This window comes from Mesorhizobium sp. CU3 (assembly GCF_006442965.1).
Lineage (GTDB): Bacteria > Pseudomonadota > Alphaproteobacteria > Rhizobiales > Rhizobiaceae > Mesorhizobium.
Map to the genome: position 1 here is coordinate 1 of NZ_VFWX01000025.1, position 22,305 is coordinate 22,305.

Sequence of the window (22,305 nt, forward strand, 5' to 3'; positions counted from 1 at the left end):
GAACCTGTTCGGCGACAAGGGTCGGGACTTCATCGAGCAGGCCGTCAGCCGGGCGATCCAGGATCCCAGGACCGAGGCTGCATCCCGCCCCCCGCCCAACGAGGCGATAGAAAAGATCGTGCGAGCGGTTTCGTCGGCAAGGACGGCGCCGTCGGCGCGCGACAAGCGGCGGACAAGATATCTGCTCGACGGCGACAGCGGCTTCCGGCAGCGCAGCGACCGCACCGCTCGGCTCGAGCAATCCTTCAGAGGCAAGGGCCTCTGCTCGCCGCGCTAGCGCGGCTCTTCTTCTGAATCGCCTATCCGCTCCAACCATCTGTTTTGCATCGTAAATCCATGAGGCGCGCGCGGGGCGAGCCTCCAACCAAGCGAGGGAAGAAAATGGCAATCACCAGACAGGTCATCACGTCGCTGCAGCGCGACGGCACGGACGCGCTCGGCACCAGGACAGTGGCGATGAAGATCGTCGACGAGAGCATCGTTTCGGGCTCGCTGCTGACGGTGGAAAGCAACCATTTCTGCATCCTGAAGTCGCGCGGCGCGGTGCTCAACGTCTACGAGACCGGGCAATATGCGCTGCAGACGCCGGACAAGCCGCTGGTCGGCTCGGTGGTGCAGGGCTTCTTCGGCGGCTCCTCGCCCTGGGTCTACGAGGTCATCTACATCAACCGCTCGAAGCTTTTGGTGCGCAACGAGGGCGTCGCGACCAGCGCCGAGATGGCGGAGATGTCCTATGTCGTGGACTACTACATCCACATCGACAGCAAGGAAGAGGCGCTCGACCTCATCACCCACATGCCGTTCGCCGGCGCAGTGATCGACACCAAGGAAATCGCCGATTATGCGGGGCCGGCCATCGAGCAGGCGATCAATCAGATCATCCAAATCACCAAGATGGAGAACGTCAACGAGCGCATCAGCGATGTGCGCGAGGCGGTGAAGGCGCATCTCACCGATTTCCTCGCGGTTTACGGCATCATGCTCAACGACCTCAAGGTGCTGATCATGCCGCGCGACGAGCGCATGCGCGAGCTGATCTCGCTGCAGGCGATCGGGCTCACTCCCATCGAGGCGGTGCGCTATTATCTGGCGCTTCGCATGGCGGACAAGGGCCTGGTCTCGGCGCCCAACGCAGCGGCCGGCGTGCCCTTCCAGATCGGCGGCCAGCCGACCGGTTTCTACCCGCTCGGCGACGAGGTGGGGGCGACCAGATGAGCCGCTTCTACGAGGCGGGCCCGCTCGCGCAGGTCGGGATCAACCTGTTCTACGGCTATGGCTACAATTTCTACCGGCAGGAAAACCAGTTCCGCGCCGACGACCAGCGGGTGCGCCAGATGGCGTGCTCGCTGCTCGGGCGGGCACGGGGGGCTATCGACGACGCCGAGAGCCGCTACCGCCGCGACAACATCGCCCCGCCGACGCGGGCCAATCCGTTCCCCGACCCGGCCGTCGTCGCCAACGCCCAGGCGCTGGAGCGGCTGGGGCGCGAGGTCGGCGCGCTGGAAGGGCAGATCCGCCATCAGCCGGTGCCGGAGAACGACCGCATGAACCAGCGCTACCGGCAGGAAGGCAACACGCTCGCCGCACTTGCCGAGAAGGATGCGGTGCTCGTCGGCCAGGCGGAGCTTTTGCGCTCGATGCTCGAAGGCACCGCCGGCGACGCGATCCTGGCCAACAAGCGTGAGATCGAGAACGGCATTGCCGCGATCACGGCTACGTTACGCGACCGGCAAACATTCTTGTCTTGAGATCGGGGCGACGAAGCATTCCATGTCCGACATCCGACTCAAGGCTTTCCGCAGTCGGAATCGGTCCGTGTTTCTGGAACCAATGACGGGCCAGAATTGTTTACGCTGACCTGCCTGGACGACCGGGCAAGCGGCCATCTTGAGGAGTTGCCATCATGAAGATTTCGTCCGGATTCCGTTCCGTCGCCTTCGCCGCGATCGCCGCCGCCAGCGTCGGCATGGCCAGCGCCGCGCATGCCGACTCGGGCACGATCCGCTTTTCCGTCTACAAGGCGGCCTTCTTCATCGGCGGCTCCGGCGGCGAAGGCACGCTGACCTTCCATGGCAAACGCTATCCGATCTCGGTCGGCGGCGTTTCGGGCGGGCTGGCCTTCGGCGCGTCCAAGACCTATTTCCAGGGCAGGGTAACCCATATTCGTCGCGCCAGCGACGTGACCGGCGTCTATGGCGCTGCCGGCGGCGGTGGCGCCATCGGCAAGGGCGCCCAAGTGATCATCATGACCAACGACAAGGGCGCTCAGCTCGAGCTTACGGGCCGGCAGGTCGGCCTGCAGGTCAATGCCGATCTCAGTGGCATCAGTATCGCGCTGAAGCGGTAAGCCGTCCTTTGTTCAGACGGTCGGCGCATCGCGCCGACTGTCCTCATTTTTCTTCCGAAGCTTCGAACACCGCGAACTGCGCGTCGAAGGCGCGTTGGAAAGCCGGCCGCGCCTCGCCGCGCGCGACATAGGCGGCGAGGTTCGGATATTCGTCGAGCAGGCCGGAGATGGTCAGCCTGCGCAGCACCGTGACCATCATGAGATCGCCGGCGCTGAAGGCGCCGTCGAGCCATTCAGCGTCGCCGATGCAGGTGGAAAGCTGACCCAACCTGTGGCGGATGCGATTCTTGACCATCGGCAAGCGCTGCTCGGTCCAGCTTTCGTTGGCCTCCGCGAATTTTGCAGTCTGCAGTTCGAGGATCGGCCCCTCGATGGTGTTGACCGCGCAGAACATCCAGCTGATGGCTCGCGCCCGGGCGTTTGCATCGTCCGGCAGGAGACCGGCGTGGCGCTCAGCGATATGCAGGACAATCGCGCCCGTCTCGAACAGGACGAGGCCGTCCTCCTCATAGGTCGGAATCTGGCCGAAAGGCTGAAGCGCCAGATGCGCCGGCTGCTTCATCGCTGCAAACGAAACCAGGCGCACATCGTAAGGCTGACCCACCTCCTCCAGCGCCCAGCGAACACGCATGTCGCGCGACTGCCCCCTGCCGCGATCGGGCGAACGTTCGAAGGCGGTGATGGTAGGGGTCATTGGGAGGCTCCGGGTTGGGTATGCTGCCGACGGCTTGCGCCATTCATACCAAGGACGGACGAGCGGCGGCGGTTCCGACAATGCGGCCCGCTATTTTCGAGCGCCCTACCTGAAGTCACTTGTCCAAGCTAAGCAAAGCCCGGGCGCCAAAGCGACTGGCGCCAAGCGCATGCTGGTCGCCTGCCGAGGGGCGCCGGCGCATCCGGCCGCTCGCGACCTGTATTCCGCCCGATCAGCCGCGACCTGCCACAGATCAAGTTGGCCACAGATCGATGACATGCACGATCCCGCTGCCAATGCCTTATCGTTAGTCGCGGACAAAGTTGCCGGCGCTCGCAAGGGCACGGCGACCGGCACTCAATTGCGCATTCCAGACTGGCCAGGCGTGGATCATATGCGGCCAGATCTCGAGGCGAACCTTGACGTCGGCCGCGCCGGCGACCTCGGCGAGCCGTGTCGCATCCGATAGCAGCGTCTCGGCGGAGCCGACCTGGATCAGCATTGGAGGAAAACCGCGCAAATCTGCATATAAGGGCGAGATCAGCGGATCGCGGCGGTCAAAATCACGAGGGAGATAGGCGCGCGCCAGTTCCTCCAGATAGGCGCGGTGAATGATGGGATCGATCGCTTCCCTGGTTGCCAGGGTCGCCCCGGACATCGAGAGGTCCGTCCAGGGCGAGACCAGCCAAAGACAGTGCGGCAACCGTTCGCCCGCCGCGCGCAACCGGCCGACCAGCGACAGGCTGAGATTGCCGCCCGCGCTGTCTCCGCCGACCACGATACGATCCGGCGCGACGCCTTGCCGGGCAAGGAAGCGCCAAGCCGCGAGCGCGTCTTCGTGCTGCGCGGGAAATGGATGTTCCGGCGCGCGTCGATAGTCGATCGCCAGCGTGCGCAATCCCATTGCCCGGCCAGCCTCGGTCACCATTCGACGATGGCTCGTGATCGAGCCGGAGCAGTAGCCGCCACCGTGGAAGAAGAGCAGCACTTTGTCCGCGACGCTTCCAGGCGCCAGGGACCACTCAGCGGCAAGGCCGTCGAAGACCACTGGCTCGCATCTTATATCGCCCGCAACCGGCCACGACGAGCCGACCTCGTCGAGCCGCGCCCGCCGTTCGGCCCAGCCCACCGGACGCGGCCTCGACGCCAACAAGGCGCGGATGGCGGCAATCTCCGTCAGATCGAGCTGTTCCTCCGCGTCGCTCATTTGCTTTCCTCAGTTCAAAGTCAGCTAGCGGGGTGGAGCGGCTCACCGCTCGCGAAAACTCCGCTCGATCTCTTTGTTTTTATGCAATTGCTGATGGAAAACCTATCGCGTTTCCTGGACCGTCGTCGAGTTGCTGGATCAAGGCAGGGAGGGCTCCGCCGGCCTCGGCGACGCGCTTTGGCGCCTGCCGAGATCCTGAAGCGGCTTGGCCAGGTTCTTCTTCGCTTCCGCCCAGTCCAGCGGTGACCGCTCCTCGGTGCGTACGTTCCGAAACGCGGCGATTATCTCCGGCAATGGCCGGACGGTTCGGCTCGGCCCGCGTCAGGTTTGACCTTCCGACGGCGCCGAATGTAAAGATGGCTCCGGCTCGGCGGGAGGAGCGGCATGGGCCTCGACATAGCAGTTTTCAAAAGTGTCTCGACGATGGAGCGCGAATTCCCCGAATATAGCTTTCAACGAGAGCCTATGACAGGCGAATGCTGGGTCATCGATCCCGAGGGAATGAATCTCGACTGGGACGCCGTCACGGCCCGCTCATGGCGGGTCGGAAACATCATGCACGTCGCCGCACTTCGAGAAACGATTGCCGGCCATTTGGGCGACGGGTCGGCTCTGGAACGGATCGTCCTCTATTCCGGCAGCCACAGCGGAGATGCGATCGAGGAGCCGAGCTTCGCCGAACTCGAACGCGAATTGAAGCTGATCGAATCCAGTCCCGACGAATGGGTTCGCGAATTCGCCGATTGCCTATCCGAATTGATCGGCATGGCACGGCGCGAGAAAAACCCTATCGTGTTTGTGTGATTGGCAGCGCCAACCGGAGCCCACCCATGACCCTCACCAACCGCGACCTCGTCGAGCTCACCGAATGGCGGCGCAAGCTGCATCGGCAGCCGGAGATTTCCAACGAGGAGGAGAAGACGGCGAAGGAGGTGGTCGCCTTCCTTGCCGACACGGGGCCGGACAAGGTGCTGACCGAGCTCGGCGGGCATGGCGTGGCGGCGGTCTATGACAGCGGCCGGGACGGGCCGACGGTTCTGTTCCGCTCGGAGCTCGACGCGCTGCCGATCGAGGAGCTTTCGGGCGTCGAGCATGCTTCGCAAGTGCCGGGCAAGTCGCATATGTGCGGGCATGACGGGCACACCGCGATCCTGGCGGCGCTCGGCCGCCAGTTCGGGCGCGAGCGGCCGGCGCGCGGACGCGTGGTGCTGATGTTCCAGCCGGCGGAGGAGACCGGCAATGGCGCCGCCGGCGTCGTCGCCGATCCGCGTTTTTCGCAGATCCAGCCGGACTTCGCCTTCTCGCTGCACAATCTGCCCGGCGTGCCGTTCGGCGAGGTGCGGCTCAAGGAGGGCGTGGTCAACTGCGCCTCGCGCGGCATGCGTATCATCTTCGAAGGCAAGACCGCGCATTCCTCGATGCCCGAGACCGGCATCTCGCCGATGCCGGCGATAAGCGCGTTGATGCCGGCCCTGCCCGCGCTCGGCCGTGGCACCTTCGCCGACGACGATTTCGGCATGGTGACGGTGACGCATTGCGAGATGGGCGAAGCCGTGTTCGGCATCGCGCCGGCGCATGCACAGGTGTGGGCGACGCTGCGCACGCGGCGCGACGAGCGCATGGCCGAACTGGTCGCCTCCGCCGAAGCGCTGGCGGCAAGCATAGCAGTGAAGCATGGTCTTACGGTCGCTTTCGACTGTCACGAGATCTTCGTCGCCAGCGTCAATGCGCCCGATGCTGTCGAGCACCTCAACCGCGCGCTCGACGAGGAAGGTGTGGTGCGCAGTGAGGCGGCGCTGCCGATGCGCGCCTCGGAGGATTTCGGCATCTTCGGCCACAACGCCAAATCGGCGATGTTCTTCCTCGGCGCTGGCGAAAAATACCCGGCGCTGCACAATCCCGACTATGACTTTCCGGACGATCTGATCCCGGTCGGCTCGCGCATTTTCATGCGCGCCGCGCGTAATCTCTTGGGCTGATCGGCCGTCAGCCCGCGATCTCGACAACCACCGTGCCGGATACCGGATCGGTCACGCCCAGATCGCCGCCAAGATCCTCCAGCATGTCGCGCATGGTATCGAGCAGGCCGATCATCTGCGGCCGCGCCGCCGCCAGGCTGTCCATGTCGTTCCATTCGCCGACGACGCAGAAGGTCCGCTCGCCGGTTCTGATCAGCGCGAACTTGCGGAAGCCCTTGACGTCCAGCTTGGCCTTCTTGTGGGCATCGATGAAGGCCTGTTCCTTGCCGGGCCTGGTGCGGAACCGGACGACATTGTAGGCGGTCATGTCTTTCTCCTGATTGCGAATGTTGATCGGCCGACTAAGGAGGGCTTTCAGCCCGCCTTTTAAGGACAGGCCCATTGGCCGCCTCTTAGGGCCGGGCTTCCAGCACCATGTTGAACGGCGTTTCGGCGGCGCGGCGGAAGCGTTTGAAGCCGCCGCCAGTGACCACCTTGCGCAGCCTGGCTTCGCCGGCCTGGGCGCCGAGCCCCAACCCGACTTCCTGCGACAGCGAGGCGGGCGTGCAAATGAAGGTCGAGGCGGCGTAGTAGATGCGGCCGACGGGATTGAGATTGCCGGACAGTTGGTCCTGCGCGAAGGGCTCGACGATCATCCAGGTGCCGTCCGGCTTCAGCGCCTTGTGGACGTGCCGGGCCGCTCCCTCCGGATCGCCCATGTCGTGCAGACAGTCGAAGAAGGCGACGAGATCGTAGCTGCCGGGAAAATCCTTGGCCGCCGCCACCTCGAAGCGCGTGTTTGCGGCAACGCCCGCTTCCTTCGCCGCGGCCCGCGCGCGCTCGATCGAGGGCGCGTGATAGTCGAAGCCGGTGAAGCGCGAATTGGGATAGGCCTTGGCCATCAGTACCGTCGAGGCGCCATGGCCGCAGCCGACATCGGCGACGTCGATGCCCGCTTCCAGCCTGTCGACGACGCCGTCGAGTGCCGGCAGCCAGGCGCCGATCAGGTTGGCGTTGTAGCCGGGGCGAAAGAAGCGCTCGGTGCCGCGGAACAGGCAGGCGCTGTGGTCGTGCCAGCCCAGCCCCTTGCCGGTGCGGAACGCCTGGCGCACCTTCTCCTCGTCCAGCCACAGCGTCGAGACGACCTCGAAGGCGCCGGCCATGAAGGCGGGGCTGTCCTCGTTGACGAAGACCTGCTCCTGCTCGGGGCTGAGATAGAAACTGTCGGCGGCCTCGTCATATTCGACATAGCCGGCCGCCGCCTGGGCCGAGAGCCATTCGCGCACCAGCCGCTCCTGCGTGCCGGTCCTTTTCGCGAGCTGTCCCGCGGTCATCTTGCCGCCCTCGCTCAAGGCCGCGAACAGGCCCAGCCTGTCGCCCAGAAGCACGGCGGCGCCGGTGGTGATGGCGCCGAGATCGCCGACCATTTTTCCCAGCAGCGCCTCGAGCTTCTCCTGGTCGGGCTGCTTTTGTCGATTGCGGTCCAGCATGGCTTTTTCCTCCGGCTCGATCCCACGGAAATCCAAGGCGATCCACCGCCGGGGCGGCCCGCCATGGACAGTGGGGAAAGTTTACCTAAGGATAGGGAGCGCCGCTAATGCCGACTTCTCATTGCGGCGATGCATGCCGGACATCAGGGCCAAGCGGGGTGTTCCATGGAAATGCACGAAATCCGGTACTTCCTGGCAGCCTGCCAGACGCTCAACTTCCGCCGCGCGGCCGATCAGGTCCACGTCACCCAGCCGGCGCTGACACGCGCCATCCAGAAGCTGGAAGCGGAGCTTGGCGGAATGCTTTTCCACCGCGACAAGGGCCATGTCCAGCTCAGTGATTTCGGCCGGCTGATGCGCAGCCATCTCGATGAGATCCTGCAGCGCTCCGAGCATGCCAAGCGCACGGCGAAAAACTTCCTGTCGCTGGAAACGGCGCCGGTGACGCTGGGCGTCATGTGCACCATCGGGCCGCTGCGCTTCATCGGTTTCCTCAACACCTTTCGCGAGCGCTATCCCGGCATCGAGGTGACGGTGATCGAGGGCGCGGCCGATCATCTGAGCGCGCTTCTGTTGCAGGGCAAGCTGGACATCGCGCTTCTGGCGCGGCCGCAGCCCTTCGACCACAGGCTGAAGGCCGAGCCGGTCTATGCCGAGCGCTTCGGGCTCGCCTTCTCGACCGGGCATCCGTTCGAGACGCGCAACACGCTGCAGCTCAGCGATGTGCAGAGCGAGCCTTATCTCGAGCGCATCAATTGCGAATATGGCAATCACATCGATGCGCTCTGCCAAAACCTCGGCTTCGAGATCAAGAGCGCCTATCGCAGCGAGCGCGAGGACTGGATCCTGGCCATGGTGGCGGCCGGCATGGGCGTGTGCTTCATCGCCGAATTCTCGGCCAGCCAGCCGGGCGTGTGCCACCGGCTGGTCGTCGATCCCGAGATCGTGCGCGAAGTATCGCTGGTCTCGGTCGCCGATCGCCTGCCATCGCCCGCCATCTCGGCCTTTGCCAAGGCGGTGATGGCGTATGACTGGGAACTGGCGCCGGACAACGGGGCGAACTGACGCCAAGCTTCGCAGAAGCCACCGTTTACGACAGCAATCGAGCCCAAGACCAGTTCGGTCAGCCGGGTATCGCCAGCGGCCCCGGCGCATCCGGCGCAAGGATGCCTCCGGCACGCGCGAAAGCTTCGAAGGCAAGCCGCGCCGACTCCACATCGCTCTTGCCCGCCAGCGCGGCCCGACAGGCGGCGGAGGTGGCTGCGTGGGTTGACGTACGGCTGCCCGACCACTCGTCCAGGACCTGGCAAGCTTCGATCAACGACGAAATCTCATACGGGAAGCCAAGCCCGACGAACACATTGACCGGATGGGAAAAGGATATGACTTTCAACGCTGCCCCCCGTGCTCTTGGTTTCGTATGACGGGTGGCCCGACTGCGCGAGCCCGCATGGGGAACGCCGAGCAGCCGGGCCGAGGACCATCTCTGGCCCGCTTAAGATGCTCCCTGGGGAGGCTACCCCTCAATTCAGCCGTTTGGTTGCAGCGGCGCAACCGAATGGAGAGGCCGGCCGTGGCCACTCTACCAACTGTTGAGCTTTCGCCTGCACGGCCGCTCGATGTCCATATTGTTATGCCGGCTTGGCGCTTGTATGAGCGCGCGATGAGATCGATCTCCCGTCTTGCCGCGCTCGCTCTGCTTGCCTCGATCATCTTTGCAACGCTCTCTCCCATCGAGATGCGCCCGCACATGGGCGGTGCGAATATGGAGCGCGCGCTGGCCTATGTCCTGTTAGGGCTGGCCTTGGCGCTGGGATACCCCGCCCGCCTGATGCAGACGATGCTTTTTGTCTGCGCCGTGGCTGGCGTGTTGGAACTGCTGCAGGCGATCGATCCGGGCCGTCACGCGAGGCTCCACGATGCGCTGCTGAAGGCCGTGGCAGGCCTGGTCGGCATTGCGATAGGAAGAATGGTTCTAGCGGTCGCCGGCAGGTTGGCGCGCCAGCAGTAGCGCAACGACCGCGCTTGATAGCCCCAAATATCTAGGACCTTGCGGCGATTGACACATCGCCCTGATGCACGGGCAACATGTCCGACCGAACAGGCTCGGTGTCAGGGCCTCTTACCTCTCACACCGATCCGGCTGGCTCGCGCCTTCGAGGGGGGGCGCGAGCCAGACATTGCCTGGCTCAAACCCGCACACCGCTGGACGCGCCGCGCTTCTCCTGGCCCGCTCGTTGGCGCCTCTGGCCCAATCGCGGCGGGACACGAAGCGGGTGGTCATTATAACCAGAGGCTTTATAACGGTCGCTATCACCCGGCCCCTCATAACGGCCGGCGCCATTGCTGATATCAAGGGGAGACGATGCGTTACATACGTCCGCTTTCAATCGAAGATGCCGTTGGCGAGCTCGCCAAGGCGGTTGGGCCAGCCGCGATCCTGGCCGGCGGCAGCGACCTTCTGGTCAGAATGAAGGGCGGCTTCGTCGAGCCGGAATTGATCGTCGACATCAAGCGCATCGGCGGCTTTAGCGACATCACCGAGACGGCGGACGGGTTCAGGATCGGCGCCGCCGTGCCCTGCGCGGTGCTGGGCGAGCATGCGGCGCTGAAAAAGGCCTGGCCGGGCGTCGTCGAAGCGGCGAAGCTGATCGGTTCCAAGCAGGTGCAAGGCCGTTGTACGATAACCGGTAATCTCTGCAACGCCTCACCGGCCGCCGACAGCGTGCCGGCGCTGGTGGCGGCCGGCGCCAAGGCGGTGGTTGCCGGGCCCTCGGGCAAGCGAACTATCGCCGTCGAGACCGTGCCGACCGGGCCGGGCCGCACCTCACTCGCCAAGGGCGAGATCATCGAGGCGATCCTGCTCGACAAGCGCCCTGCCCATGCGGGCGACGCCTATCTGCGCTTCATTCCGCGCACCGAGATGGACATCGCCGTGGTCAGCGCCGGCATCAATTTGACGCTGGACGACAAGGGTATAATCAAGACCGCCCGTGTGGCGCTCGGTGCCGCGGCGCCGACGGTGCTTCTGGTCGAGGAAGCGGCGGAAGCGCTGATCGGCCGCACGCTGGACGACGGCACGCTGGAGCGGCTGGCGAAAATCTGTTCAGGCGCCTGCCGTCCGATCGACGACAAGCGCGGCACCATCGAATTCAGACGAAAAGTCGCAGGCGTGCTGGCGCAACGCGTCGCCGCCACCGCCTACAAGCGCGCAGGAGGCAAATGATGGCCGGCATAGCGGTTTCCACGACGATCAACGGCGACGGCGTCGAATATCTCTGCCAACCCGACGAGACGCTGCTCGACGTGCTGCGCGATCGGCTCGGTCTGACCGGCGCCAAGGAAGGCTGCGGCACCGGCGACTGCGGCGCCTGCAGCGTCATCGTCGACGGCCGTCTCGTCTGCTCCTGCCTGGTGCTCGGCGCCGAGGCCGAGGGCCGCAAGGTCGAGACCATCGAAGGCATGGCGCATGGCGAACAGTTGCACCCGCTGCAGCAGAAGTTCCTGGAGCATGCGGCGCTTCAATGCGGCATCTGCACGCCCGGCTTCCTGATCGCGGCCAAGGACCTGTTGGAAAAGAACCCCTCGCCCACCGAGGAAGAAATCCGCTTCGGGCTGGCCGGCAATCTGTGCCGCTGCACCGGCTATGACAAGATCGTGCGCGCCGTCCAGGACGCGGCCACCATGATGAAGGGAGCCTGAGATGAATTTCGATCCGCGCTTTTCAGGCCGTAAATTCGCCTCCGTCGGCACAAGGCCGGTCCGCCCCGACGGCGTCGACAAGGTCACGGGACGCGCCCGCTACGGCGCCGACTTCAACATGGCCGGACAGTTGGTCGGCCGCGTGCTGCGCAGCCCGCATGCGCACGCCATCATCAAGAAGATCGACACCTCGAAGGCCGAAAAGCTTTCGGGCGTGAAGGCGGTGATCACGGCCAAAGATCTGCCCGACCTCACCGACGGCGACGCCGGCATGTACGACGTCCTCGACAATTGCATGGCGCGCACCAAGGCGCTCTATGACGGCCATGCGGTGGCCGCCGTGGCGGCCGTCGATGCCCGCACGGCGCGCCAGGCGCTGAAGCTGATCGAGGTCGACTACGAGGTGCTGCCGCACGTCACCGACGTCGACGAGGCGATGCAGCATCACGCGCCGCTGATCAACGAGGCGACCTTCACCGAAGGGCTCGAGGAAAAGCCGGTAAAGCCTTCCAACGTCACCAAGCGCAGCCAGTTCGGCCATGGCGACGTCCACCAGGGCTTTGGGCACGCCGACCACATCATCGAGCGCTCCTTCAAGACCGAGCAGACGCATCAGGGCTATATCGAGCCGCATGCCTGCGTTGCGAGCGTCAATCTCGACGGCACGGCGGAGCTCTGGGTGTGCACGCAGGGCCATTTCGTCTACCGCCAGCATTGCGCTCAGTTGCTCGGGCTGGAAGCTTCAAAACTGCGCGTCACCTCCTCCGAGATCGGCGGCGGCTTCGGCGGCAAGACCCATGTCTGGGCCGAGCCGGTGGCGCTGGCGCTGTCCCGCAAGGCCGGACGTCCGGTAAAGCTGGTCATGACCCGCGACGAGGTTTTTCGCGCCTCAGGCCCGACCAGCGCCACTTCGATCGACGTCAAGATCGGCGCCCGCAAGGACGGCACGATCACCGCGGCGGAAGCGACGCTGCGCTACACCAGCGGCCCCTATGCCGGCACCTGGGCCGAGATCGGCGCGATGACGGCGTTTGCCTGCTACAAGCTCGATAACGTCAAGACGGTCGGCTACGAGGTGCTGGTCAACCGGCCGAAGACCGCGGCCTATCGCGCGCCCTCGGCGCCGATGGCGGCCTTCGCGGTGGAAAGCGCCATCGACGAGCTCGCCAAGGAGATCGGCATCGATCCGGTCGAATTCCGCATCAAGAACGCCGCGCAGGAAGGCACCCGCTCCTCCTACGGCCCGGTCTACGGCCCGATCGGCATCGGCCCGACGCTGGAGGCAGCAAAAAACCATCCGCACATGAAGGCTCCACTGAAGGCAAACCAGGGGCGCGGCATGGCCTGCGGCTTCTGGTTCAATTTCGGCGGCCAGACCTGCGTAGACCTCAACATCGGCATGGACGGCTCGGTGTCGCTGGCCGTCGGCACGGTGGATGTGGGCGGATCGCGCGCCTCGCTGTCGCTGGTGGCGGCGGAGGAGCTCGGCATCGACTATAGCCAGCTCAAGGCGATCGTCGCCGACACCTCCTCGCTCGGCTACAACGACATGACCGACGGCAGCCGCGGCACCTTCTCCTCCTCGATGGCGACCATCTCGGCCGCCCGCAACGCGATCAAGATCCTGCGCGATCGCGCGGCGCAGATGTGGGACGTGCCGGTGGACGACGTGATCTGGGAAAAGGGCCACGCCATCGCCAAGGGCGAGAAATACGGCAACCTGTCACCGTTGTCCCTGAAGGAGATCGCGGCGCAATCCGGCAAGACCGGCGGGCCGATCGCCGGCCATAGCGAGCTGGTCGCCGACGGCGCGGGCGTGTCCTTCGCCACCCATATCTGCGACATCGAGGTCGACCCCCAGACCGGCGCCACCCGCGTGATCCGCTACACGGTGGTGCAGGACGCCGGCAAGGCGGTGCACCCGACCTATGTCGAGGGCCAGTACCAGGGCGGTGCTGCGCAAGGCATCGGCTGGGCGCTCAACGAGGAGTATATCTACGGCAAGGACGGGCGGCTGCAGAACCCCGGCTTCCTCGACTACCGCATCCCCGTCTGCTCCGACCTGCCGATGATCGACACGCAGATCCTGGAAATCCCCAACCCCAACCACCCCTATGGCGTGCGCGGCGTCGGCGAAACCTCGATCGTGCCGCCGCTGGCAGCGATCGCCAACGCGGTGTCCAATGCGGCAGGGGTGCGCATGACGCACATCCCGATGTCGCCGCCGCGGATCCTGGCGGCGATCGAGGCGGAACGGAAAGGGTAATGCTGAGAAGCGCGCAGCGGTTGTCAGCTGACGCCACGGCCCTATGAGGGTCTGGCGCAATGGCCGAGTGACGAGCCCATGGTCGAGGTGACATTGTGGGGTGCGCTCGGCCAGCTTGCCGGAGGCCGAAGCAAGGTCGAGGTCGAGGCCAAGGATATCCGAGAGCTGTTCAGGAAACTGGCTGAACAGTATCCCGCGCTGGAGCCCTGGATCGAGAAGGGTATCGCCGTCTCGATCGACGGGGTGATTTATCGCGATACGTGGGGGAAGCGGTTGCCGGAGGGGGCGGAGATTTTTTTGCTGCCGCGGTTGGCTGGTGGGTGAGTGGGGGGCGATGCTTAGTCCCAGTGCGCCGACTTGAACCCTTAGCGGGTCTTTTGGGAATGCTAGACTTCACGACCCAGGCAGCTTGATGGCGGCGGCTACCAGCGACATGCCCCTCGGCAGTGAGATTGCCAGCGGCGCCAACAAGCGCCTCACGAGGCTCGAACCCCTCCCGCAATGCAGCAAGATCACTCGACTTCCCTATTCAGCTGCTTCGGCAGCGGCTGATAGCGATTTTCTTACCTCTTCTGGCACCAACCCGAGTCTGTCAAAGAAGCTTTTGTTGCGCATTTCAGCGTCACGAAATAATTTCGAATAGCTCATCACTCTGATAGAAGCTTTGTGATTTGGAGAAAATCCGTAGTACCCTAGGCCGTCAGGCGTCGGTGTTTGAGCTACACTCCTCTCAAATTTTCGCCGAGCCGACTCGGTCAAATCGCAGATCACGATGCATTCAAATGGTGTCACCAGGCTAATGTCTGAAACGACTTGGCCCTGAACATCCCTGACCGTATGCGTTCTAAGTCTTTCAATGTAGTCGAGTACTTGGTCGACGGGATCGCTCGAAAGGTTCTCATCGCCGGGCCGCTTGAACTCTATGATGACAACTGGGTCGTTGGTGCCTTCGCGTCTAAAGCCGTGCGGGTTTAGGAATATAAGGTCTGGCTCTTTCCGCTCATCCGATATGCCGAAAGCGGACATCGCTTTGTCGGATGCGAAGAAACTGTAGTATGATAGAAGATCATCAATCAGCCAGAGGTTATGCTCATCGTAGTCCTTCGCAGACAGCATTTTTCCCATCGGGCAAATTAAATCGTGAAGCGTTCTCTCCCAATGATAACTACGGCGTTCTTCGTCTCTGTACCGGAGAAGCGACCTTGCGATCTGTATTATTTGATGTCTCTTGATCGTATATTCAGCCAATCGACGCTTTGCATCATCCGTAACCTTGTCGACCAGAGCCTCTATGGCTTGCTTTTGATCTGATTTAGTCGGCGCTTCGCTGTTCGATATAGAATCTATCTGATGTTTCAATTTTCTTTCATGCCTATATAGAAGCGTGAATAGCGTTTTACCTATGTCCTCTTCAGCCATACCCGGAGATAAGCTAGATACATATTCATCCACATTTTTGACGGAAACCGCCAATTGGGGGTGCTCCTCCAACACTTCTATAACATGCCGCTTTTGGACCGTGCGCACCGTCGCAATGTGAGATTCAAGAAATTGCTCTGCGGCTTCCAGGGCAGCCTCTTTTATTGCCTCTATCTCGCTCTCCAAAGACTTGAACCCTGTTCGCTCTTGATCGACACGAGCGTCCAAGAAAGCACCCTTAACGACACAGACGTATGCCTTTCCGTTTTCGAGACTTCTCAGTGCAAATTTCTTCTCGATAGCGACACTTTGAACGACACGCCCTTGCGCAGTTAGCAATATAGAATTTGATAGATCTTGTGAGATCGATTTGTCGACGTACACATGTGAAATACGTATCTGCCCAACGGCACCGACAATGACATCGACTGTGACTTCGCCCCTATTATCAATTTTTGAATCCAAGTACTCAGAAATGTTTATGTCACGGCGACCAAACTGCACATAGAGACGAGGCATACTTCCAGCTATAAAGTACGGGAAGAAATGATGACAAATATATCTGCTTAAAATCGTTGGGCTTATAGCGGCGTTTTGGTCGCCCTTTACTTCAGACAGTATTATCTTTGTGCCGACCTCTCCGTCGGATCCTTTTCCCTTTTTTGGGTTAACCAGAGAATCTTCCCTCTGTGGGTCGAAACGGAAATTGATTTTCTCAAAATCATGAAAGCCCACCTCGTAGCAACTTTCGACATCAATCTTGTCGAACACCTTTATCCAGACCAGGCGCCCTACGCCTTTACCGCCCAATGCATACTTCTGGCGGGTATCACATGTCTCGAACGCTTCTAAATGAGCGGAATTTAGGCCAATACCGTTGTCAGAAATTGCCAGGTATTTCAGAGTTTTGTCTGGATTTGTTTGCGCCATTATGCTGATAATCCCGCGCTTGGCGAATTCAGCCTTTCCGAACCTTTCTTCGATTGCCTGGATAGCGTTACTTATTGCTTCATACACGGAATAGAGCAGCGCCGTTCGACCATCGGGCAACTGCATATTCCTTATTCTTCCGAGCACGTCGAATTTCATTGCCCCCTCCCAATCTGGTTTTATGAACAAAGAGGGTTCGTTGGACAGAGTCAATATTGAGTGATGGTAATAGGTCAAGACTGGGATATAGGTTGGGGAGAATGCTATTCGTCGGCGAGGGCGTCCATCAAAGCCAAAAAGTCCGATACACCGACCTTCGTCGCCGAACCAACCAACTCAAACTCATGTTCTATCAGTAGCGGGTTCGGGATTTCATTGGCTAGGATGCGAGCTTGAAGAAGATAGCGCCCCGGGGCCGAGGGCAAGATTGCTAGGTCATCTTCAGCGCGAACCGTTTGGCCAGGCCGTATCGTTCCTAACGTTACATGGGCGACGGGCTTGGAGCCCCGGTTATCGACAACCATGAGTTGGTTGGCGCGCTCTGGCCTGACGTGGGCTAAGTACGAGGTGGCCGGCACTTCGGGCATGCAGTCGGCGCGCAGCAGCGACACAGCCTCTCCTTCAGGGCAATGGCAAGTCACTTCGAGATGGGCATCTCCAATGGAGAATTCTGAATTGTTATCTAATATGAATCTAACCTGTATCACCCGTCGCCAGCTTGAGTAATAGTAAGCGCCATCTCTCCAATAATTCTTATTCGAAGGAATTCTCGGGAAGTCGAACATTTCGTTTCGACTCTCAGCGAAATCAGGCAACTTCTCTGGGAAAATCAAAAACTCCCTTTCGAACCTATACTGCAAAGGCTGATTCTCCGGGCTCTGGAACGACAGCAGAACCCGAACTTCGCCCCGCGCAGTGTTGGCCGCTCCCATCATCGCGATTTCTCGCGGAGAAGCTATTGCAGTTGCGCTCCCTCGGCGGAGATAAACTGCATGCTTGGTCAGCTTGCCATAGTCCCTCTTGAGGTAGAATGGTCGTTGCTGTTTCGGTATGGAAATCACTGCGATGTGTCGGCCTTCGAACAATCTTTCCTCGTAACGGAACTCCAGCTTGCTCTCCAATTTCCCGTTTACGAATTCTTGGAGACGGGAATCGTCAATGACACCTTGTGAGGACAATCCAACCACTTCTGCCGGATGGGGTGACTTCTCCTTGAACCCAATCAAGATGTAACCGGTCCCTTCCCTATGCGCGTTGGCTAGCGCGAGAATGTCCTTCAGAATTTCCGATTTCTCTTCGTCGCTGGCATTGGAAAACGGATAGCGTTCGACCTTGTAGTCCAAGTCGGCCCCCTCTCCTCTGCAGCGCAACTCTTCCAGCAATGTGTCGGTTAGCATCTGATTTTCCTTTTGGGCGCAGTGTGCCGTTAGCAGACTGCCCAGACCACCCCCCACGCCCAGCATCGGCTCGCTATTTTAGCTCAGCGTCTCTTCTGCTTCGCCATCGTAGCTGAGAAACCTCGCGCGGCCGCCGGGAACCAAAAGGCCAGTCGGCGCGTAGTGGGTTGCACCTCAACCCATTGGCGAGATCGTTCATGCCGGCCCGCAAGACACGCAGGAAGCCCTCCGGCAGCGATCTTCTGCTGGCGCCGGCCGTCATCGGCATGCGGCTGCCGCTGATGGCGCTGGATATGGCGAGCGGCGCGCCCAACGGTCGAGAGGCGCTGCTGGCCGTGCAGGAAAAGGCGCTGGCGATGGCCGAAGGGATTTGCGCGGCGCAGGCCGCTACGCTCGCGGCCGCGCTCCGTTTCTGGCCGGAGGTGCTTGCCGGCAAAAGCCCGTCACTCCTCGACGGCAGGGCGGCGCGAGACGCCGGGGCGGCAGCGCTGCGGCCTGTGGCCAAACGGGTGCGGCGCAACTTCGAGCGGCTGTCGAACCAGCGCTGATCGGCAACCTCGGCGGTGCGGCCCTGCCCTACAACGTCCACGCGAAATTTCCTGGTCAACCCACGGATATTTAATCAAGGTCGCGCGTTATTGCGCCTATGGTGGACGGGCAATTGACATCGGCATGGCCTCATGGCGGCGGCGAAGTGGCCGCCCTGATGCGCGACCATCGCTGGGATTCGAGTCCGCTCGGGCCGCCCTCCGCGTGGACGCCCAGCCTGCGCACCACCGTCGACATGTTGCTCGCAGCTCAAGCCGAGATCGTGCTGTTCTGCGGGCCGGAATTTGTCGCGCTCTACAACGACGCCTATGCGCCGACCATCGGCGACAAGCATCCGCGCGCGATGGGGCGGCCGGCGCGGGAGAACTGGGCCGAGCTTTGGGACGACCTCGAGCCGCTGCTCAGCGGCGTGCTCACGACCGGCGAGACGTTTTCGGCCAAGGACCGGCCTTTCTACATCGAGCGCTCGGGCGGCGTCGGCGAAACCGTCTATTTCGACATTTCCTATTCCGCGGTGCGGGCGCAGGACGGCTCGGTGGAAGCAGTGCTGTGCATCGTTTCCGAAACCACGGCGCGGGTGCTGGCGGCGGCGAAGCTGCGCGAAAGCGAGCTGCGGTTCCGCGCGCTGGTCAATGCCAGCTCCGATGTCATCTACCGCATGAGCCCGGACTGGCAGGAAATGCACGAGCTGGACGGCCGCGGCTTCCTGTCGACGACCGAGGGGCCTGCGGTGCGCTGGCGCGAGGCCTATCTATTTTCCGAGGACCAGCCGGGCATCGAGGCGACCATTGACCGCGCCATCGAACAGCGCGGCGTGTTCGAACTGGAGCACCGCGTGCGGCGCGCCGACGGCACCGCCGGCTGGACGCTGTCGCGGGCGATCCCGATCCTCGATGAGGATGGCGGCATTCGCGAATGGTTCGGCATGGCGGCGGACGTCACGGCACGGCGCGCGAGCGAGCAGCACATCCAGCTTCTGATGCGCGAGGTGAACCACCGCGTGAAGAACCAGTATGCTGTGATCCTGTCGATGATCCGCGAGACGGTCAAGCGAGCGACCGACCCGCGCCTGTTCGAACAACAGATCCGCGAGCGCATCATGGCGCTATCGCGTTCGCACGACCTTCTGGTGGCGAACGACTGGCGCGGCGCCGGCATGTCCGAGCTGGTGCGCGAGCATCTCAAACCCTTCGCGCATGAAGAGCGCGTGGAACTTTCCGGACCGGACGTGACGCTGCGCCTCGCCGCTGTACAGAACATCGGCATGGCGCTGCACGAGCTCGGCACCAACGCCACCAAATACGGTGCGCTCGCGGCCGACACGGGAACAATCCGGGTGAGCTGGCGCGTGCCGACGGATACGGAGGAGCGCGGCGATTTCGAATTGGTGTGGGAAGAGCGCACGGCGCTGGCTCCCGAGCCGCCCGAGGCGGAACCGCGGCTCGGTTTCGGCAGCGTGGTGCTGCAGCGCGTGGTGCCCACCAGCCTGTCCGGCAGCGCCTCGCTGGAGCGTCAGCCCGGCTTCGTGCGCTGGACGCTGTCGGCGCCGCTGGGCAACGTCATCGTCGAGGAGGCGGTGATGCCGGACGCAGCAGCCCTGAGCAAGATGCCGGCCTGAGAGTCGCGCTCGACTGGTCTCGGGCCTAACGGTCGCCCGGCTTATCTTCGTTCGCAGCCGAAGCGTTCTTCTTGCGAGGCCGGCGCAAATTGTCGAAGCCCATATAGTGGTCGGTATCCGACGTGTTCCAGGTGCCGGCGAGATAGATCATCCCGATGACCACCGCGAAAAGCAGAAGCACATAGAGCGTGTTCATATCCCTCAAGTAGCGCGCTTGCCTCAACCGGCCAGGAGGGCGGTCACCTATGGCGCCGCCCGCTGCAACCCGGCCCCCGCGCCATCTGTCGCGGTCCGACGGGGCGAGGAAGCGACCTCCGCCAGCCGCTATATCACCGCAGTCACCCGCCGCGCCGCGTCGAGGCGGCATGTGACTTTCGCTTCGCGCACCTGGCGCGCATATTCTATGCGCACATAGATCGGCGCCTGCAGCCCGGCCTGGTAGGGGCGCATCGGGCCGGCGCTCACCGCGTTGACGCGCCTGGCGCCGAGCCGAGCCGCGGCGGACTTGATCGCGGCGCGACAGGCACTGACGATCGCGGGCGGCGTTCCGGGCATGGCCTTGAGCGAGGTCAGCGGCCCGAAGGGATAGCCCTCCGTAAGGCGCTTGGAGGAGCCGTCACCATTGACCCTAACAGGCATGAGGGAGGATGGCAGGCCGATGGCGGGCGCCGCGCCACTGGCCGAGACAACGGCAGCCTTGTCCACGCTCTGGCTTGTGGCGACGCCGCCGGCAGCTGAGGTATCGCCGGTGCCGGTCGAAACGCCCGTGCTCGTGCCGCCGACGCTGGCGCTTGCGCCAACCGATGTGTTGCCGGTGCCGGTCGATGCCCCGACATTAGCGCCGCCGACCCCGTCGACGCCAGCGCTCACGCCCGCGGACACGCCTTTGCTGCCGGCACTGACGCCGGCGCCCACCCCGATACCGCCGACATTGCCGCCGACACCCACGTCCAAGGCCGAGGCCGGCCCGATGGCGATGGCGGAGATCAAGGCGGTTGCCAGGCACTTACGCATTAGAGAGCGGTTACGCATTACAAAACTCCTCTTGCGGCGTGCTCCTTGCCTGCGTCATCAATCGCTTGGCTGGCTCGGCAGCAAAGCGTCGGGCAGCGTGATGGTCGTCGCCACCTGAACCCGTTTCGGCGAACTCTGAACCACCGCCCTGGGCTTTGTCCGCGCCTCCCCGCGCGCCACCCGTTGACGGGCCGGCTGGTTGCCGGAGCTCGCGGCCACCGCAGGCGCCGCCGGCGTCTGCACGATGCGCGCCGAGCGACGCTCCTCGCGCGCCTTGACGAGGTCGATCGCCTTGCGCGCGGCGGTGAGGTTGACGGCCATGTCGATGACCTTCTCGCGCGCCTGCTCCAGCGCAGCTGTCAGCTCGGCGGAAGCCTTGACTGCCGCATCGCGTTCGCGGCGGGCGCTGTCGACATCGCGCGTGGCCGCTTCGGCCCGCGCACTCTCAAGCTTCAAGGCGTCTTTCAAGCCGTCTGCGGCCTGCCTGGAGCCGGCCTCGGCCGTTTCCCTGGCTTTCGCCGCATCGACCAGCGCCGTCTCGGCCGCTTGCCTGGCTTTTGCCTGGTCGGCGAGTGCCGCCTCGGCCAGCTGCCTGGCCTTTGCCTGATCGGCCAGCGCCGCTTCGGCCGCCTGCCTGGCCTTTGCCTGATCGGCGAGTGCGGCCTCGGCTACCTGCCTGGCTTTTGCCGCACCGGCAAGTGCTGCCTCTGCCCGGTCGGCCCTTGCCTTGTCGGCGTTGCCGGCATCGCTGGCCTGGGTGAGTTCTCCCTGGACGAGCGCAAGCCGCTGCCGCTCCTCCTCAAGCTCGCGGTTTGCCCGGGCGAGCGATGCGGCCACGGCGCTCCGCGCTTCGTCTGACAGTGTGGCCTTGGACCTGAAGCTATCGATGGCGCGTTGCGCCGTCTCCAGGTCGCTGGCAAGCGCATCCTGCTTCTGGCCGGCCGCTTTCAGGGCCTGGGCCTGCTTGTCCGCGGTGTCGGCGGCTTCGTGCAGCTGATCGCTGGTGTCGCGCCGCATCGCGTCGAGCTCGGCATAGGCCGCCGCCAGACGGTGCTGCGCGGCGGCGAGCTGCTCGCGCGTCGCGTCGCCGTCGTCTGCCGGGGAGATCAGCCACAGCCCGGCAATGCACAAGGGGATTGCGCCCCACTTCCAGTAACGCATGGCCGATTGCGCGCCCACGGCACGCCTTTCGCCCTGGAACTTCGCGGATGATCCATCGCTGAATGTCACTGCCCCGCTCCTTCTGCCAGCGCACTTCCTTAAGACACGAAAGCACGCGCTGAATGGTTCTCCTCGTCCGCCGGTTGTCTTCGATCGACGCAAAACGTAAACTTGTCTCGATTGTTCCCGCCATGCGTGCAGGCAGGGCCAGCCAATTCGGCTTAGACACCCCAGCCATAAGGATTAGGTTCGGCGCAGCGGTCGCGTTTCGAAGGCGCGGCCATGCGGCGTGTCGGCACTTGCCAGTCAAATAGCGGCGCCGGGAATTCTGTGCCGAAACGAAACACAAATCTCTAATGTTGCAGCAAAGCTACAGCGCCCCGGGCGGGTTAGGCCTATGGTGGTTTCCGCGTAGGGGTGTCCCGGATACGGGCGGAGTGTTCGGGAACTAGGGGCGCAATATGAGGGAATAGCCCGTCGACTTCGGTCGGCGGGTTTTTCTTTTGAGGAGCTTCCGTCCGATCTGAAGCAAGCAGGCGGCGAACCCAGCTGG

The 22,305-nt window shown here is 63.1% G+C and carries 24 protein-coding genes; 14 read left to right on the top strand and 10 right to left on the bottom strand.

What is annotated here, in order from left to right:
- The 4 genes from FJ988_RS30970 to FJ988_RS28505 all read left to right on the top strand — a co-directional run.
- Nucleotides 1–277, top strand: a 277-nt coding sequence (locus FJ988_RS30970) for a hypothetical protein (RefSeq protein WP_210242789.1), incomplete at its 5' end; no start/stop codon positions are given.
- A gap of 104 nt (nt 278–381) precedes the next feature.
- Nucleotides 382–1,215 (top strand): SPFH domain-containing protein, encoded by an 834-nt coding sequence (locus FJ988_RS28495; protein ID WP_140822329.1) that lies wholly within the window; start codon nt 382–384, stop codon nt 1,213–1,215.
- Nucleotides 1,212–1,748: a hypothetical protein gene (locus FJ988_RS28500; RefSeq protein ID WP_140822331.1), complete on the top strand. Its 537-nt coding sequence runs from the start codon at nt 1,212–1,214 to the stop codon at nt 1,746–1,748. The genes FJ988_RS28495 and FJ988_RS28500 overlap by 4 nt, the downstream gene beginning before the upstream one ends.
- A 155-nt stretch (nt 1,749–1,903) precedes the next feature.
- Complete coding sequence (locus FJ988_RS28505) at nt 1,904–2,347, top strand: hypothetical protein (RefSeq protein ID WP_140822333.1); 444 nt, start codon at nt 1,904–1,906, stop codon at nt 2,345–2,347.
- Between the two features lie 43 nt (nt 2,348–2,390).
- Here the strand turns inward: FJ988_RS28505 and FJ988_RS28510 are convergent, their stop codons facing one another.
- Together FJ988_RS28510 and FJ988_RS28520 are read right to left on the bottom strand one after the other, a co-directional pair.
- Nucleotides 2,391–3,041 carry a glutathione S-transferase family protein gene (locus tag FJ988_RS28510; protein WP_140822335.1) on the bottom strand — a complete coding sequence of 217 codons (651 nt, stop codon included), beginning with the start codon at nt 3,039–3,041 and terminating at the stop codon, nt 2,391–2,393.
- 307 nt (nt 3,042–3,348) lie between these two features.
- Entirely contained in the window at nt 3,349–4,248 is a 900-nt protein-coding gene (locus FJ988_RS28520) for an alpha/beta hydrolase (protein WP_140822337.1), read from the bottom strand.
- Nucleotides 4,249–4,632: 384 nt separating this feature from the next.
- Here FJ988_RS28520 and FJ988_RS28525 point away from each other — a divergent pair, with 384 nt between their 5' ends.
- Both FJ988_RS28525 and FJ988_RS28530 read left to right on the top strand, forming a co-directional pair.
- Nucleotides 4,633–5,052 carry a hypothetical protein gene (locus FJ988_RS28525; RefSeq protein ID WP_140822339.1) on the top strand — a complete coding sequence of 140 codons (420 nt, stop codon included), beginning with the start codon at nt 4,633–4,635 and terminating at the stop codon, nt 5,050–5,052.
- 26 nt (nt 5,053–5,078) lie between these two features.
- Nucleotides 5,079–6,227 carry an amidohydrolase gene (locus FJ988_RS28530; RefSeq protein ID WP_140822341.1) on the top strand — a complete coding sequence of 383 codons (1,149 nt, stop codon included), beginning with the start codon at nt 5,079–5,081 and terminating at the stop codon, nt 6,225–6,227.
- A gap of 7 nt (nt 6,228–6,234) precedes the next feature.
- Here FJ988_RS28530 and FJ988_RS28535 read toward each other — a convergent pair whose 3' ends face one another.
- Together FJ988_RS28535 and FJ988_RS28540 are read right to left on the bottom strand one after the other, a co-directional pair.
- Nucleotides 6,235–6,534, bottom strand: coding sequence for a putative quinol monooxygenase (locus FJ988_RS28535; RefSeq protein WP_140822343.1), 300 nt, complete (start codon nt 6,532–6,534; stop codon nt 6,235–6,237).
- Nucleotides 6,535–6,619: 85 nt separating this feature from the next.
- Nucleotides 6,620–7,696: a class I SAM-dependent methyltransferase gene (locus FJ988_RS28540; protein ID WP_140822345.1), complete on the bottom strand. Its 1,077-nt coding sequence runs from the start codon at nt 7,694–7,696 to the stop codon at nt 6,620–6,622.
- Nucleotides 7,697–7,861: 165 nt separating this feature from the next.
- Between FJ988_RS28540 and FJ988_RS28545 the strand changes: the two genes are divergently transcribed.
- Nucleotides 7,862–8,761, top strand: coding sequence for a LysR family transcriptional regulator (locus FJ988_RS28545; RefSeq protein WP_140822347.1), 900 nt, complete (start codon nt 7,862–7,864; stop codon nt 8,759–8,761).
- Between the two features lie 58 nt (nt 8,762–8,819).
- On the opposite strand, the gene FJ988_RS28550 is transcribed toward FJ988_RS28545, so the two are convergent.
- Nucleotides 8,820–9,089: a DUF982 domain-containing protein gene (locus tag FJ988_RS28550; RefSeq protein WP_140822349.1), complete on the bottom strand. Its 270-nt coding sequence runs from the start codon at nt 9,087–9,089 to the stop codon at nt 8,820–8,822.
- 180 nt (nt 9,090–9,269) lie between these two features.
- Here FJ988_RS28550 and FJ988_RS28555 point away from each other — a divergent pair, with 180 nt between their 5' ends.
- The 5 genes from FJ988_RS28555 to FJ988_RS28575 all read left to right on the top strand — a co-directional run bounded on the left by FJ988_RS28555 (nt 9,270) and on the right by FJ988_RS28575 (nt 13,988).
- The gene (locus FJ988_RS28555) at nt 9,270–9,707 is read left to right on the top strand and encodes a hypothetical protein (protein WP_246688687.1); all 438 of its coding nucleotides are present in this window, start codon (nt 9,270–9,272) and stop codon (nt 9,705–9,707) included.
- A 354-nt stretch (nt 9,708–10,061) separates the two neighbouring features.
- Nucleotides 10,062–10,922 carry a xanthine dehydrogenase family protein subunit M gene (locus tag FJ988_RS28560; protein ID WP_140822351.1) on the top strand — a complete coding sequence of 287 codons (861 nt, stop codon included), beginning with the start codon at nt 10,062–10,064 and terminating at the stop codon, nt 10,920–10,922.
- Nucleotides 10,922–11,398, top strand: coding sequence for a (2Fe-2S)-binding protein (locus tag FJ988_RS28565; RefSeq protein WP_140822353.1), 477 nt, complete (start codon nt 10,922–10,924; stop codon nt 11,396–11,398). Before FJ988_RS28560 ends, FJ988_RS28565 begins: the two co-directional genes overlap by 1 nt.
- A gap of 1 nt (nt 11,399) precedes the next feature.
- A complete protein-coding gene (locus tag FJ988_RS28570) occupies nt 11,400–13,664 on the top strand; it encodes a xanthine dehydrogenase family protein molybdopterin-binding subunit (protein ID WP_140822355.1) in 2,265 nt (754 codons plus the stop codon).
- Nucleotides 13,665–13,742: 78 nt separating this feature from the next.
- Entirely contained in the window at nt 13,743–13,988 is a 246-nt protein-coding gene (locus tag FJ988_RS28575; protein WP_140822357.1) for a MoaD/ThiS family protein, read from the top strand.
- 201 nt (nt 13,989–14,189) lie between these two features.
- Here the strand turns inward: FJ988_RS28575 and FJ988_RS28580 are convergent, their stop codons facing one another.
- Nucleotides 14,190–16,172 (bottom strand): ATP-binding protein, encoded by a 1,983-nt coding sequence (locus FJ988_RS28580; protein ID WP_140822359.1) that lies wholly within the window; start codon nt 16,170–16,172, stop codon nt 14,190–14,192.
- 104 nt (nt 16,173–16,276) lie between these two features.
- A complete protein-coding gene (locus tag FJ988_RS28585) occupies nt 16,277–17,410 on the bottom strand; it encodes a helix-turn-helix domain-containing protein (protein WP_181183707.1) in 1,134 nt (377 codons plus the stop codon).
- Nucleotides 17,411–17,607: 197 nt separating this feature from the next.
- Here FJ988_RS28585 and FJ988_RS28590 point away from each other — a divergent pair, with 197 nt between their 5' ends.
- Both FJ988_RS28590 and FJ988_RS28595 read left to right on the top strand, forming a co-directional pair.
- Nucleotides 17,608–17,958, top strand: coding sequence for a hypothetical protein (locus FJ988_RS28590; protein ID WP_140822363.1), 351 nt, complete (start codon nt 17,608–17,610; stop codon nt 17,956–17,958).
- 113 nt (nt 17,959–18,071) lie between these two features.
- Nucleotides 18,072–19,577, top strand: coding sequence for a sensor histidine kinase (locus tag FJ988_RS28595; RefSeq protein WP_246688688.1), 1,506 nt, complete (start codon nt 18,072–18,074; stop codon nt 19,575–19,577).
- A 25-nt stretch (nt 19,578–19,602) separates the two neighbouring features.
- Here FJ988_RS28595 and FJ988_RS30975 read toward each other — a convergent pair whose 3' ends face one another.
- From FJ988_RS30975 to FJ988_RS28610, 3 genes are all read right to left on the bottom strand, one after another.
- Nucleotides 19,603–19,773 carry a hypothetical protein gene (locus tag FJ988_RS30975; RefSeq protein WP_181183708.1) on the bottom strand — a complete coding sequence of 57 codons (171 nt, stop codon included), beginning with the start codon at nt 19,771–19,773 and terminating at the stop codon, nt 19,603–19,605.
- A 128-nt stretch (nt 19,774–19,901) separates the two neighbouring features.
- Nucleotides 19,902–20,609, bottom strand: coding sequence for a hypothetical protein (locus FJ988_RS30980; protein ID WP_246688689.1), 708 nt, complete (start codon nt 20,607–20,609; stop codon nt 19,902–19,904).
- A 39-nt stretch (nt 20,610–20,648) separates the two neighbouring features.
- Nucleotides 20,649–21,821, bottom strand: a complete 1,173-nt coding sequence (locus FJ988_RS28610) for a hypothetical protein (protein ID WP_140822369.1) — start codon at nt 21,819–21,821, stop codon at nt 20,649–20,651.
- Between the last annotated feature and the right edge of the window lie 484 nt (nt 21,822–22,305).